8 protein-coding genes and 1 pseudogene are annotated in these 14,303 nt (G+C 76.1%); 6 read left to right on the top strand and 3 right to left on the bottom strand.

Annotated elements, in window-relative coordinates; all coding sequences use genetic code 11:
- Positions 1–651: pseudogene (locus ACFXDE_RS38240) on the bottom strand (hypothetical protein); the annotation flags it as partial.
- Between the two features lie 263 nt (positions 652–914).
- Here ACFXDE_RS38240 and ACFXDE_RS38235 point away from each other — a divergent pair.
- The 3 genes from ACFXDE_RS38235 to ACFXDE_RS38225 all read left to right on the top strand — a co-directional run bounded on the left by ACFXDE_RS38235 (position 915) and on the right by ACFXDE_RS38225 (position 2,732).
- On the top strand, positions 915–1,340 hold the full coding sequence (locus tag ACFXDE_RS38235; protein ID WP_380498951.1) for a hypothetical protein: 426 nt from the start codon (positions 915–917) through the stop codon (positions 1,338–1,340).
- Positions 1,341–1,528: 188 nt separating this feature from the next.
- Complete coding sequence (locus tag ACFXDE_RS38230; protein ID WP_380444971.1) at positions 1,529–1,891, top strand: hypothetical protein; 363 nt, start codon at positions 1,529–1,531, stop codon at positions 1,889–1,891.
- A gap of 151 nt (positions 1,892–2,042) precedes the next feature.
- Positions 2,043–2,732 carry a sigma-70 family RNA polymerase sigma factor gene (locus ACFXDE_RS38225; RefSeq protein ID WP_380498950.1) on the top strand — a complete coding sequence of 230 codons (690 nt, stop codon included), beginning with the start codon at positions 2,043–2,045 and terminating at the stop codon, positions 2,730–2,732.
- Between the two features lie 27 nt (positions 2,733–2,759).
- On the opposite strand, the gene ACFXDE_RS38220 is transcribed toward ACFXDE_RS38225, so the two are convergent.
- Entirely contained in the window at positions 2,760–5,609 is a 2,850-nt protein-coding gene (locus tag ACFXDE_RS38220; protein WP_380498949.1) for a BTAD domain-containing putative transcriptional regulator, read from the bottom strand.
- 280 nt (positions 5,610–5,889) lie between these two features.
- On the opposite strand from ACFXDE_RS38220, the gene ACFXDE_RS38215 reads away from it, so the two are divergent.
- A complete protein-coding gene (locus tag ACFXDE_RS38215) occupies positions 5,890–8,754 on the top strand; it encodes a BTAD domain-containing putative transcriptional regulator (protein ID WP_380498948.1) in 2,865 nt (954 codons plus the stop codon).
- Between the two features lie 319 nt (positions 8,755–9,073).
- Positions 9,074–11,476: an ATP-binding protein gene (locus ACFXDE_RS38210; protein WP_380498947.1), complete on the top strand. Its 2,403-nt coding sequence runs from the start codon at positions 9,074–9,076 to the stop codon at positions 11,474–11,476.
- Between the two features lie 64 nt (positions 11,477–11,540).
- On the opposite strand, the gene ACFXDE_RS38205 is transcribed toward ACFXDE_RS38210, so the two are convergent.
- Positions 11,541–12,818 carry a serine hydrolase domain-containing protein gene (locus ACFXDE_RS38205; RefSeq protein WP_380498946.1) on the bottom strand — a complete coding sequence of 426 codons (1,278 nt, stop codon included), beginning with the start codon at positions 12,816–12,818 and terminating at the stop codon, positions 11,541–11,543.
- 319 nt (positions 12,819–13,137) lie between these two features.
- Between ACFXDE_RS38205 and ACFXDE_RS38200 the strand changes: the two genes are divergently transcribed.
- Positions 13,138–14,130 carry a phosphatidylserine/phosphatidylglycerophosphate/cardiolipin synthase family protein gene (locus tag ACFXDE_RS38200; protein ID WP_380498945.1) on the top strand — a complete coding sequence of 331 codons (993 nt, stop codon included), beginning with the start codon at positions 13,138–13,140 and terminating at the stop codon, positions 14,128–14,130.
- The last annotated feature ends 173 nt before the right edge of the window (positions 14,131–14,303 follow it).

The following is a 14,303-nucleotide window of genomic DNA, read 5'->3' as shown; positions in this document are numbered from 1 at the left end:
GTCGGCCGCCGCCACCGCCGCCTGCCGGGCATCCTCGCCGGCGCCGGTGGCGTCGGCGAGCACGAGGGGGTAGTGGGTGCCGAGGTCGGCGAGGGACTGCCGGTGGTCGGCGTACGGGTGCTCCGGGCGGGCCGTCAGCAGTGCCAGCCGGCCGCCCACGTGCCGGAACCCGTCCGGCAGGGGAGCGGCGGTGAGCAGGGCGCTGAGCGCGTGCGGCGGTGTCGGCGCGGCGGCGTCCGGCCGGGGCGGCGCGAGGTCGAGGACGGCCACCTGGTGGCACCGGTGCTCGGCCAGTTGGGCGCCGAGCGCGACCGGGAGTCCGGCGGAGGCGTCGCCGGGGGCGGCGGGCGTGCCGAGGAACGCGACGCGGTGGCAGGCGCGCAGCGGGGCGCGGACCCGCTCGATCTGCTGCCGGGGGTCGGCCGACTCGCGGAACAGTGTTCGGCGAACGTGCGGTCGGGGCGAGGGGGCGGCCGGAGGGCGGTGTATCGGGACAGGTGCCGGCTCCGGCTCCGGCACCGGCTCGGGCAGCTGCACCGGCTCTGGCCACTCGGCCGGAGTGTAGTCCGGGCAGGCGTCCGCTCCAGGGCCCGACAGCAGCTCGGTCCAAGGGATTTGGAAGCCCGGATGTGTGCCGTCGGAGTCGGCCATCGGGTGTCCCTCCCGGTTCGTCGGTGCGCCGCAGGGGCCGCCCCTCCGCCCGCCCCGGGCCGGCCCGCCCAGCCGGAACTACGGCGGCCGGTGCGCGGCGGGTTCAGCGGCCGGTGCGTGGCCGGTGCGCGGCGGGTGCGGCAACGGGTTCCTCCGGGCGTGCGGGCCGTGCCCGCCGGTCCGGTACTGAACCCCGTTCAGTGGGAGGCCCGTTGAGCTGGTCAGGGCGCACCGTGCGTCCCGACCACGCTTGGAGGAACCCCATGCGCACCACCACCCGTGCCGCCGGCCTGTTGTTCGCGGCCGCCGGCCTGGTCGGCCTCACCGGAGTCACCGCCGCGCAGGCGGCCACCGTCCCCGCGGTGCCGAGGATTCCGGCCCAGCCGGGCGTCCCCGTCACTCCGGGCATCCCGGCCCAGCCGGCCGACAACTTCGTCCTGTGCTCGGGCGGCACCTACCCGTCGTACGCGGTGTTCCCGAAGCGGGGCGGCTTCTCGACGCACGTCGTCGCACCGCACCAGTGCGAGCGGCTGTCGCTGACCGGCATCGGCAAGGAGCAGGTCGTGCTGTACGGCCTGCGGCCCGACGGCAGGTCGTTCACGATCGCCAAGGACACCTTCGATGACCGCGACGGCGAGCGGATCCGCACGCTCGGCACCCCGGAAGCCGACGACTGGACCACCTTCTAGGACGCGGAGCCCAGCCGCCGGCCGGGCGGCGACCAGGCCCGGCCGGGCGGGTTCCGCTGTCCGCAAACCCCCGACCGGACCGGGCTACCAGTCGGTACCGTCTCCGGGGCACGTCCGGCCGGTTCCGGGCGGCCCCGAAGGAACGACGGAGCGAGTCCCGGACGCGGGACGGGGGAGGACGACGAAACATGGGAACCGAGCGCGCGGAACCGCGTGAACTGATCGCCGCACTGCTGGCCGAGGGCGCGCGGGCCGTGCCGGGGCCGCCGGCGCTGGCGGTGCCGCCGGGCGCGGCGGAGGACGTGATCGCCGTCGCCCGGCGGGTGGCGCTGAACGGGCTGCCGTCGGGGCGTTGGCGGCCGGTGTCGTCGCCGGGGCTGTTGGAGCTCGCGGCGGCGATGGTCGTGGACGAGCACCCTTCGGCGCCGGGCTGGTCGGCCGAGGAGCGGGAGCGGTTCACCACGTGGGTCGCCGTGCTGATCGAGCACCGCGGCGAGGACGGCGTGCAGGACCTGGTCCGGGCGCTCAACGAGGAGCGGGACGCGGCCTGAGGGCGGGACCGCCCTCGTGGGGGAAGGGGACGGGGCGGACGTTGGCGCGGAGTTGGCGCATCCTTGGCGGCCGTTGACAGCCTGTGGTCACAGCCGCCGGGGGGATCCGGTCGGACTGTCCCCTGACCCCGACCGCTCTGTGAGGTAGTGCGTGTCCCAGCAGCCTGTCGCCCCGAACGCCCCCGGCGTCCAGCAGCCCGCAGAGTCCGAAGCCCGGCCCGCTCCCGCCGCGGAGGCCACCGTGCAGCCCGCCACGGAGACCACCGCGAAGGGGGCGGGGCGACCGACCCTCGACCCCCGGGACCTCGCCGAGATCCACCGGCTGCACGGCGGCTACCTGCTGAACGTCCTGCTGCGCACCACGCGCGGCGACCGCGGCAAGGCCGAGGACATCCTCCAGGAGACCCTGCTGCGGGCCTGGCAGAACCCGGAGGCGCTGAAGGCCGGGCCCGAGCACAGCCGCCCGTGGCTGTTCACGGTGGCCCGGCGGATCGCCATCGACCACTACCGGATGGCGGCCTCCCGGGCGCCCGAGGCGCTCGGCGAGTCGGTGGACGACCGGCCGGTCGCCGAGGACCCGTACGAGCGGGTGGTGGCCTCCCGGGACATCGCCCTGGCGCTGCGGCGGGTGCAGAAGCACCACCGCGAGGTGCTGGTCGAACTGCACCTCAAGGACCGGTCGGTGGTGGAGGCGGCGGCGAAGCTTGGGGTGCCGCCGGGGACGGTCAAGTCCCGCAACTTCTACGCGATCCGCGCGATGCGCCCGGTCCTCGCGGCCGAGCACGGGTACGCCCCGAAGGCGGTCGACCGCGGGCGCGTCGCCAAGGCCGCGCTGAACTGACGGTACGTGAGGAACGGGCGGTGTGCGTCAGGAACGGCGGTGCGTCAGCGCGTCCAGCTGTTCCTCGATCGCACTGACGAAACCGCCCATGGACGACGGGAGCCGGCCGTCCGCCCGGTAGCGGTCGAGCGCCACCCGGAGCCGCTCGACGGCCTCCGGCGACCGGCCGCGGCCGGCGAGGAAGGCGGCGTAGGACTGCTCCGCGAGGGCGAGCAGGTGCAGCAGCCCGGCCTCCTCGCAGGCGGCGAGCGCGCGGCGCCAGGCGATCTCGCAGGCCTCCTCGTCGGCGACCGGCTGGAGGGCGTGGGCCTCGGTGAGCATCGACCAGAGGTGGCAGATCGTCACCGTCGACCCGGGCAGCAGGTTGCGGGCCTCGCGGGCCTGCCGGAGGGCGCCCTCCCGGTCGCCGACCAGCAGGCTGACCTGGGAGCCGTGGGCGAGGGTGGCGGACAGGCGGTGGGGTTCGCCGCTGCCGGTCGCGTGGGCGAGCGCGGCGGCGCCGAGCGCGGTGGCCTCGTCCGCGCGGCCGACGAGGGCGCTGGACACCGCGAGGGCGTTGAGCGCCCGCAGGTGGACGGCGCCGTCCTCGGGGCGGGTGTCGGCGAGGGCCCTGCGGCCGCGGTCGACCGCCTCCTGGTAGCGGCGCAGGCCGAGCAGGGCGCTCGCCTGCGCGACGCCGGACCGTGCGGTGCCCACCCGGTCGCCGCACCGCTCGGCGGCCTCCCGGCCCGCCGTCATGCAGCTCAGCCACTCGGTGAAGAGCCCGGCGGCGTAGTACTGCGGTTCGCTGGCGGCGGCCAGCCGCCAGGCGCGCGCCGGGTCGGTGCGGCCGGCGGAGGCGACCAGCGCGCGGACGGTCGGCTCCTCGGCCCGGAACCAGTCGATCGCGGCCCGGGGCCCGGCGGGCGCGGGCAGGGCCGGCGGGTGGTGGACGCTCCCGCCGTACGTCTCCTGGCCGGGCTCCAGGTGCTCGGCGCAGGCGCGGGAGGCCTCCAGGTAGTAGTCCAGCAGCCGTTCCGCGGCGAGCTGTCGGTCCGCCTCCGGCCGTCGCCCGAGCAGGTGCGCGCTGAACAGCCGCACGAGGCCGGACCGGCCGTACCGCCCGTGCGGGGTGCCGGTCAGCAGGTGGTGGGCGGTGAGTTCGCCGAGCGCCCGGCGGGCGGTGGCCGGGTCGGTGCCGAGCAGGGCCGCGCTCGCGAGGACCTCCACCTCGGGGGCCGGGTGGGCGGCCAGGACGGTCAGCAACTCGGCCGCGTCCGGTGACAGCCGACGGTGGGTGCGGAGCAGTTCGCCGGAGACGCCGAGCGTGCCGTCGCCCTCCAGGACGGCCAGCCGGGTGGGCTCGTCCGCGAGGTCGGCGACGAGTGCGGCGATCGTCCAGTCCGGTCGGGCGGCCAGCCGGGCGGAGGCGATCCGCAGGGCGAGCGGCAGGTGGTCGCAGAGCGCGGCGAGCCGGGCGGCGGCCTCCGGTTCGGCCCGCACGCGACTGGGCGTCAGCACCTGTTCCAGCAGGCGCAGCGCGTCGGACCCGGACAGCGGGGCCAGGCGCAGCAGGGCCGCCCCCTCGGCGGCGACCAGGCCCTCCAGGGGGTTTCGGCCGGTGACGACGGCGGCGCAGCCGGGGCCGTGCGGGAGGAGGTCGGCGACCTGGTCGGCGTCGGCCGCGTCGTCGAGGACGACGAGCAGGCGCTTGTCCCGGGTCAGGGTGCGATAGAGCGCGGCGCGCCCGGCCCGGTCGGCGGGGACGGCGGGTTCGTCGACGCCCAGCGCGCGGAGGAAGGCGCCGAGCGTCTCGCCGGGGTCGGCCGGTCCGGCCGGGTCGAGACCGCGCAGGTCGGCGTGCAGCTGGCCGTCGGGGTAGCCGTCGGCGGCAGTGTGCGCCCAGGTGAGGGCCAGCGCGCTCTTGCCGGCGCCGGCCGGGCCGACGACGAGGGCGAGGCCGTCGCCGGTGCGGTCGGGGCCGCATTCGCGCTCCAGCCAGCGCAGTTCGGGTTCGCGGGCGACGAAGTCGAGCGGGCGGCGGGGGAGTCGGCGGGGCACGGGGGTGCCGTCATCGGTGGTCGAGGCGGAAGCCGGCGGTTCGTCCACCGGCCGGTCGGCCTCGGCGGCGTCGTCCTCGGCCAGGACCTCGGCGAGTGCCGCCTGGAGTGCGGGGCCGGGCCGGATGCCGAGTTCGCCGTCGAGCCGGGTGCGCGCCTCGTGGTAGGCCCGCAGCGCATCGGCGGACCGTCCGGCCTGGTGGAGGCAGCGCACCAGGAGCGCCGCCACCTCCTCGCGCAGCCCGTTCGTCCGCACGTTCTGCTCCAGCGACGGCACGGCCGCGGCGCCGGTGCCCTGGCGCAGCCGCAGCGCCGCCCAGGAGACGAGGGCCGCGGTCCGCGCCTGCTCCAGCCGGCCCGCGACCGTGCCGCGCAGCGCCGTGTCCGGCAGGTCGGCGAGCGCCGGACCGCGCCACAGCCGCAGCGCCTGCTCCAGCAGCGCGATCGCCTCGGCGAGCGCGGCGCCGCCCGTGGTGAGGGCCGCGCCGTCGACCGCCTCCGCCAGGGCGCCCGCGCGGGCCACCAACTCGTCGAAGCGCAGGGCGTCCACGAGGCCGGCCGGCCCGGTCAGCAGGTAGCCGGGCGCACGGGTGTGCAGCACGAAGGGCCCGGCGGCGAGCAGCTTGCGCAGCGCGGCGACGTGCCCCTGGAGCGCCGCCCGCGCGCTGGCCGGCGGCCAGTCGTCCCACAGGAGTTCGCAGAAGGCGTCCACGCCGACGACCCGCCCGAGGTGCAGTGCGAGCAGCGCGAGCACGGCCCGCCGCTGCGCGCCCTGGACCGCGACGAACCCGCCGCCCCCGGTCCCCAGCTCCACCGGACCGAGGAGTCGAATCCCCACGCGCCGCCCCACCTCGCCCCACGACTCCCGGGCCGGTCGGTCCCGGGGTGGAGCAGTGTACTGCCCGAATTCGTCCGGTCCCGGCGGGTGATCGAACGGAACCGAACGGAACCGAACGGATCAAGGCCGAACCGGGCGAGAAGCGATCATGATGGCATGAATCGGCGGAACCCGCACCGGTGCGCGGGCCGGGCGATCGGGCCTATCCTCGGACGACTCGATCCACCCGCAGACGATCCACCCGCCGGCGAACGAGCCGATCAGCCAGACGAGGGGCCGCATGCGCATCGACCTGCTCGGACCGGTCGCCGTCCGGCGCGACGACGGGACGCTCGTCACGCCCTCGGCGCCCAAGCGGCGCGCCCTGCTCAGCGCGCTCGCCGTCCGGCTGAACCGGGTCGTGGCCACCGAGGAACTGATCGAACTGGTCTGGGACGGCGCCGCGCCGCCCACCGCCCGGGCCGCGCTGCAGGGCCATGTCGCCGTGCTGCGCCAGGCGTTGGGCGAGGAGCCCACGGCGGACCACGGCGGCGGGCACCTCGCGCTCGGCACCCGCGACGCCGGCTACGTGCTCACCGGGGAGCCCGACCGGGTGGACCTGGTGCGCTTCGCCGGCCTCTGCGAACGCGCCGGAGTCCTGCACCCGGACGGCCGGCACGGCTCGTTCGGCCCGTACCACCCGCAAGCGCCGTACCACCCGCACGTCCTGGACGACGAGCGAGCCGCCGACGGCCCGTCCCCCGACGGCCCGTCCGCAGACCCGGCGCTCCCACTGCTGCGCGCCGCCCTCGACCTGTTCCAGGGCCCCGCCCTCACCGACTGCGGCTCGGCCCTGCTACGCGACCGGACCTCCCCGTACGTCACCGACCTGCGCCTGCGCGCCCTCGACCGGCTCGCCGACGGCCTGTGCCGGCAGGGCCGCGGCGGCGAGCTCGTTGCCGAGCTCACCGAGGCCGTGACGGCGCACCCCGCCCGGCAGGGTCCGGCCGCCCGGCTCGTCACCTGCCTCGACCAGGCCGGTCGGCGCGACGAGGCCGCGGCCTGGTACGGGCGGCTGGTCGCCCGCCTCGACGGCCCGCCGGGCCCCGAGCTGCGCCGCGCGGGCGAGCGCCTGACCCGCCCCGCCGCCACCGTGGCCGCGCCCCGCCCGAAGGCCGTACCGTCCCAACTCCCGCCCGCCGAACGCCGGTTCGTCGGCCGGGCGGACGACCTGCGCCGACTGGACGAGGCCCTCGCGCCCGCCCGCGCCGGACGGCCCGTCCTGGTCACCGGCCCGGCCGGGGCCGGCAAGACGGCCCTCGTGCAGCACTGGGCCAACCGGGCCGCCGAGCGGTTTCCCGAGGGCGTCCTCCACGCCGACCTGGACGGCTTCGGCGAGGCCGGGCCCCGGGACCCGGCCGACGTGCTCGGCGAGTTCCTCACCGCGCTCGGCGAACCGGTCGTCCCCGCCGGGCTCGGCGCACGTGTCCAGCGCTACCGGGCGCTGCTGACGGGCCGTCGGGTGCTGGTGGTCCTCGACGACGCCCGCTCCGCGGAGCAGGTGGCTCCCCTCCTGCCGGCCCCGCCCGCCGAGCCGTCCGACGCCGCGCCCGTCACCGTCGTCACCAGCCGGCACCGCCTGCGCGACCTGCTCGTCCGCGAGGGCGCCGTCCCCCTGCCGGTCGGCGCGCTCACCCCCGACGACGCGGCCGCCCTGCTGGCCCGCACCCTCGATCCCGCCCGGCTCGCCGCCGAACCCGCGGCCGCCGCCGAACTCGCCGAGCGCTGCGACCGCCTGCCGCTCGCCCTGCGCCTCGCCGCCGCCCGGCTGGCCGCCCGCCCCGGCTGGGGCCTGGACGACCTCGCCGCCGAACTCGCCGACGACCAGGCCGCCCTGGCCACCCTCACCGGCACCGGTCGCGGCCCGCTCGGCATCGCCGCCGCCCTCGACCGGACCCGCCGCGCGCTCGACCCGGCCACCGCCCGGCTGTTCGCGCTCCTCGGACTCCACCCCGGCAGCGAGATCGGCACCGCCACCGCCGCCGCCCTCGGCGACCTGCCCGCCGCGGAGGCCCGCGCCCACCTGGCCCGCCTCGACGCCGTGCACCTCCTGGAGGAGCAGGCCCCCGGCCGCTACGCCCGGCGCGCGCTGGTCGGCCGCTACGCCGCCCGGCAGGCCGCCGACCTCGGGTGCGACGAACGGCTCGCCGCGCTCGACCGGTTGATCGACCACTACCTCGACGCGACCGGGGCGAGGTCCGCCGAGGGCGGGGAGGGCGCGGCCTGGTTCCGGCGGGAGGAGAGCGCCATCCGCGCGGTCGTGCTCTGCGCCGAACAGCACGGCCGTACCGCCGGGGCCTGGCAGCTCGCCCACCGCGCCGCCACGTTCTACGAACGCGCTGCCCAAGGGCACGCCCCCCAAGGGCGCACCGCCCACGGGCACGCCGGTCGCGGGTACACCGGCCACGGCTTCCTGGGCGGCGCGGGCGGCGGAGAGGACGGAGAAGGCGTCGAGCACGACCGCGCCCGCTGGCGGGCCACGACGGAGGCCGGTCTGCGCGCGGCCCGTTCGGCCGGCGACCCGGAGGCCGTGGCCCGGCTCTCCACCGACCTCGCCGTCCTCCTCGTCGACCGCGGCGCCCACCGCACCGCGGGCGAACACCTCGACCGGGCCGTCACGACCACCGGGGACCCGCTCCTGCGCCTGCGCTCCCGGGCCCGTGTCGCCCGTGCGCTCGTCCGGGCCGGACGGCACGACCGGGCCGTCCCGCTGTTCACCGACGTCGTCGCGGCCGCCCGCATCCCCGAGGCCGCGCACCTCCTCGCCGCCGCCCTCGTCGACCTGGCCGACGCCCTCGTCCTCGCCGGCTCCCCGGCCCAGGCCCTCGCCCACGCCGACGAGGCCGTCCGGCTGGCCGCCGCCCACACCGCCGACGCCGTCCGCGCCACCCACGGACGGGCCCGCGCCCTGCACGCCCTGGGCCGCGTCGGCCCGGCCCTCGACTGCGCCGAACTGGCCGTCGTCCTCGGCCGGACACTCGCCGACACCGTGCTCCAGGCCGACTCCCACGCGCTGCTCGCCGACCTGCTGGGAACGGTGGGCCGCACCGGCGACGCGGCCGCCGCCCGCCGCCGCGCGGACTCGCTCCTGTCGGGCGCCGTCTGAGCCTCCGCCGCCCGACCCGGGCCGGCACACGTCCCCGGTTCCGCCCCCCTCCGCCCGGTTCCGCCCATCCCAATTCCGCCCCTCCGCAGTTCCGCCCGCGTGCGAACAGGCAGAACTAACGGCAGTTCTGCCACCGGCGCCGCGTGCCCGCCCGGCCGGTCGCCCGTTGGCCCGTCCGGCCGCCGCGGCCCTTGGCACACGCACTGACCAGCAGTGCCGTGGCACCGGGCCCGCGTGAAACCGTGCATACTTCTGCCTGCGTGTAGTGGTTGAGGCACAAACAGTGGCAGAAGTACCGGCAGGGTCAGGGGTGGGGTCGATGGGCGACGCGGTCGCCGGGGGCGTGGAGTTCTCCGGACTGCTGGCCGGGTACCGGGTGCGGGCGGGGCTGACGCAGGAGGAACTGGCGGAACGTTCCGGCGTGAGCCTGCGGGCCCTCGGCGACATGGAACGCGGCCGTACGCGCGGGCCGCAGCGCCGTACCGTACGGGCGCTGGCCTCGACGCTGGGCCTCGACGCGGCGGACACGCTGACCCTGGAGCGGGCCGCCCAGTCGGGACGCCCGCGCGGCACCCGCGCGACGGTCCCCGCGCAGGCCGGCCCCAGGGCGCCGAAAGCCGCCGCGGCCGATCAGGCGTCAGCGACCCCCGAGAACGCCCCCGCCGCCCCGGCCGCGCCCGCCAACCCCGCCGTCCCTGCCGTCCCCGTGCTCCCCGGCGCCCTCGCCCTCCCCCGGGACATCGCCGACTTCACCGCCCGCGAGGACGTCCTCGCCCGCCTGGACGAGCTGGTCCGGGAGGACGACCCGGCCCACCCCCGGGTGCTCCTGGTCAGCGGCCAGCCGGGCCTGGGCAAGACCGCCTTCGCGCTGCACGCCGCCCACTCCCTGGCCGACCGGTTCCCCGACGGCCAGCTCTCGCTCGACCTCGCCGGCATGGCCCCCACCCCGCTGCCCGCCCGCGACGCGCTCGGCCAGGTCCTGCGCGCGCTGGGCGTCGAGGACGGCGCCGTCCCGGCCGGCACGGAGGAGCGGGCCGGACTGTTCCGGGCCCTGGTGCGCGAGCGCCGGCTCGTCCTCGTCCTGGACAACGCCGCCGACGAGGCACAGGTCCGCCCGCTGCTGCCCGGCTCGGGCCCGGCCGTGACGATCGTCACCAGCCGCAACGCCCTGCCCGGCCTGGAGTCGGTGCACCGTCTGCGCCTGGACGCCCTCGCGCCCACCGAGGCGGCCGCGCTGCTCGCCAGGATCGCCGGCCGGGAGCGGATCGCCGCCGAACCGGACGCGGTGGCCGAACTCGCCCGCCTGTGCGGCTACCTGCCGCTCGCCCTGCGGATCGCCGGCCAGCGCCTGGTGGCGCGCGAGCAACTGCCGGTGAGCCGCCTGGTGCGGCAGCTCGCCGCGGAGGAGAACCGGCTGGACCTGCTGGAGACGGGGGACCTCGCCGTCCGCCCGGCCTTCGCCCTGTCCTACCGCCGGCTGCCGGCCGAGGCCCAACTGGTGCTGCGCCGCTGCGCGTTGACCGCAGGGCCGGACTTCACCGCGCCGGTCGCCGCGATGTACGCCGGGCTGTCCGCGGTGCGCACCGAGCGCTGTCTGGAGGAGCTGACGGACGCCGGGCTGGTCCAGCTCGCCACCCCGGAGCGGTACCGCCTGCACGACCTCGTCCGGCTCTACGCGGGGGAGCGGCTGACGACCGACGAGAGCCCCGAAGAGGTACGGGCCGCCGAACTGGCCGCGGCCGGGCTGCTGCTGGCGCGCGCCTCGGCGGCGGGCCTGCGGTTCGTCCCGGACAGCACCGGCGAGGAGGCGCTCGGCGATCCCGATCCGGCGACGGCGCCGGTGACGACCGCGGACGCGACGCGCTGGCTCGAGGAGGAGTCCCCGGAGTGGCTGGCGGCCATGTACCGGGCGGCCGGGGCGGGTGGGCACCGTGCGGTGGTGGACACCGCCGAGGCGATGCACTGGTTCTCGGACCGGCTGCTGAGCTGGGACATCTGGGGCGAGGTCTTCCAGCTGTCCGTCGACTCCGCGCGCGCCCTCGGCGACCGGCACGCCGAGACCGTCCACGTGAACTACCTGGCCTGGACGAACGTCACCTGCCTGCACCGCTACCAGCGCGGCGTCGAACTGGCCGGCGAGGGCCTGGAACTGGCCCGTGAGCTCGGCGACCGCGAGCAGGAGGGCTGGGCGCTGACCTACCTCGGCAGCGGCCTGCGCAGGCTGCACCGGCACCAGGAGGCCACCGACAGCTACCACCGGGCGGCCGAGGCCTTCGCGTCCGTGGACAACCGGGCGGCCCGGATCGGACGGCTGGTCACGCTGCGCGGCGCCGCCACCTGCCTGCGCGAGTCGGGCCGCGCGGAGGAGGCGGTGGAGTCCCGCCGGCTGGCGCTGGCGGGCGCGCTGGAACTGGTGGAGCGCTGGGAGTCGCCGCTGATGCACTTCCTGTCGGCGATGACGGCGTACGAACTGGGTCTCGACCGCGCGGCGCTGAAGCAGTGGCCGGCCGCCGAGAAGGCCTACCGCCAGGCGCTCACCCACTACGAGGCGATCGGCCGCCCGGACAGCATGACGAAGACGCTGACCGAGCTCGGCACGGCCCTGATCGAGCAGGGCCGCGCCGACGAGGCCCGCGAACTCCTCACCGAGGCGCTCACGGACCTCAGCGCGGACGGCCGCCAGGGCCGCCGCCGGACGGGCACGGCGGCCGCCGGGGGCTGAGGCGCGGAGCCCGTCACCGACCGGCTTGGGCCGAGGCGCCGCGCCCGTCGGCGCACGGCCGGCCTCAGATCCGGCTGTCCTCGACCGCCGGAATGGTGTAGTCCCGGACGCCGGCGCCGTTCGGCACCGCCGAGCGGACGTTGGCCCGCGGCGCGGCGGCGGCCGGCTTCTTCCCGCAGAACGCCGGCTCCAGCGCGCCCATCAGGCCCTGCGTCACCGAGCCGTTGTTGGAGGCGTTGGCGAACACGACGACCGTGCGGTGGCCGTCCGGCGTGGTGAACGACTGGGTCTGGTAGCCCTGGACGATCCCGCCGTGCCCGTACACGTCGCCGCAGCTGAGCGAGATGCGGCGCAGTCCGAGGCCGTAGGAGATCTTCGCGGTCGGGGTCGGGATCGCGGCCTCCATCTGCTTGAGCGAGTCGTCGGAGACGAGTCCGCCGGAGCTGCCGGCCATGAGGGCGGTGAGGAAGGTGTCGAGGTCCCGGGCGGAGGAGGTGACCGCGCCCGCGGCCCAGACCCAGGAGCCGGTCTGCTCGGTGGAGTCGAGCAGCGGCTTGGTGCGGTCGTCGTTGGTGAGGTAGCCGGTGACGTGGGCGCCGCGGATCTTCGGGTCGGGGACGACGAAGGAGGTGTCGCGCAGCTCCAGCGGGTCGAGGATGCGCTCCTGGAGGACGTCGGCGTAGGGGCGGCCGGTGAGGTTCTCGACGGCGAGGCCCATGAGCACGAAGTCGGTGTTGGAGTACGAGTACTTGGTGCCCGGCGCGTACTGGACGCCGTGCTTGACGGACATCGCGACGAGGTCGCGCGGGGCGTAGACGTTGGTGCGGATGCGGGCCTCGAACGCGGCGGTGGTCTCCTCGCCGGACTGTTCGAGGAGGTCGTTGGTGTGGTCGTAGATCCCGGCGCGGTGCTCCATGACCTGGCGGCCCGTCATGGTCCAGCCGTCGGGCAGGGTGCCGGCCGGGAGGTAGTCGCGCAGGGGCTTGTCGAGGTCGATGAGGCCCTGCTCGGCGAGCTGCATGACCAGGACGGACGCGAACATCTTGCTGTTGCTGCCGACCCGGAAGCGCCAGTCGGCCTTCATCGGGGTGCCGTCGAGGTCGGCCTTGCCGACCGTCAGCGTCTGGTCGAGCGACGGGTCGTCGTGGTCGTGGACGACGGCGAACGCGCCGGGCGCGCCGGCCTTCATCGTGGTCTGCAGCGCGGCGAGCACCGCGGCGGTGTCGGGTGCGGGCGCGCTCGGGGTGCCCTGGTCGGCGGCGGCGTGGGCGGCGCCGGTCGCCATCAGGACGACACCGGCGGCGGCCACGGCCAGGGGACGCAGGAGCCTGATCTTCGCCATGTTCCTCGGTTTCTCGTTCGGCTGACGCGGCGTCGGTCCGCGCGGTTCGAAGATCCACTATCTCCGTCCGGGGCCATCGCCGCAATGTGAGCGATCGGTGAACGCGATCGACTCCACAATCCGTTTCCCGAACGGCGGCCAAGGCTTTACCTGCTGGGATCTACCCGCGTAAACCGATGAGCCGCATGCTTGTTCGGCACACCTCAAGCACCCCCGTGCGCACGTCGAGCACGCCCGTGCGCGCCTTCAGCACGCCTGTGCGCACCTCCTGCACGCCCGTGTGTCCCCACAGCCCCCACCTCACCGACGTGGAGTCAGCATGCCCCTGTCCCGCATCGCCCGCCGCGCCTGCGCCGTCCTGCTGTCCGCCGCCGCCGTGGTGCCGATCGCCGGCGCCGCCCGGGCCGACGCCGTGGCCGGCGCCTACTCGGCCGTGGTGTTCCCGGACCAGAACCACAGCCTGGTCGACGACTTCATCAACTCGGCGACCAAGTCCGTCGACGTGACGATGTACGAGCTGCGCGACACCGCCGCGGTGAACGCCCTGATCGGCCGCAAGCAGGCGGGCGTCAAGGTGCGGGTGATCCTGGACGCCAAGCACACCTCGGTCAACGGCGCCGCGTACTCCGCGCTCAAGGCCGCGGGCGTCGGCGTGACGTACTCCTCCTCGGCGTACGTCTACACCCACCAGAAGACCGTCACCGTGGACGGCGCCAAGTCCCTGATCCTGACCGGCAACCTGGACGCCACCTACTACTCGTCCAGCCGCGACTACGGCGTCTTCGACTCCGACGCGAACGACGTCGCCGCGATCGAGCAGGTCTTCGCCGCGGACTACGCGAAGACCTCGATCACCCCCTCGGACGGCGACAACCTGGTCTGGTCGCCCACCGACTCGCAGGACCGCCTGCTCGCGCTGATCAACGGCGCGCAGACCTCCCTCGACGTCCAGGAGCTGGAGTTCGGCGACCAGGCCCTGGTGGACGCCGTCGCCGCCGCCGCGAGCCGCGGCGTCACCGTGCGCGTCGTCGGCATGAACCCCGACTCCTACGGCAGCTACTTCGACGAGGTGACGACGGCGGGCGGCAGGATCGTCACGTACTCGTCCACCACGGGCCTGTACATCCACGCGAAGGCGATCGTCGCCGACTACGGCACGTCGACGGCCAAGGTGTTCGCCGGCTCGGAGAACTTCTCCGACAACTCGCTGAACAACAACCGCGAGCTCGGCCTGATCACCACCGACTCCGGCGTGCTGAGCACGATCGAGTCGACCTTCGCCACCGACTTCGCCAACGGCCAGCCCTACTAGGCACGTCCGGAACCAGCCACGTCCGGAACCAGCCACGTCCGGCACCAGCCACGGCCGACCGCCGCATCCGGCGGAATCCGCACCAGGTACCGCCTGCCCCACGCAGAACACCCGGGAGGCCGCCCGGCGAACCGTCGCCGGGCGGCGTCCCACCGGACCGTTCCCATCCCCCG

It is taken from the genome of Kitasatospora sp. NPDC059408, from assembly GCF_042751525.1.
Taxonomy (GTDB): Bacteria; Actinomycetota; Actinomycetes; order Streptomycetales; family Streptomycetaceae; genus Kitasatospora.
Note: the sequence above shows the minus strand (reverse complement) of the source record. Positions and strands in the feature narration are given on the sequence as shown.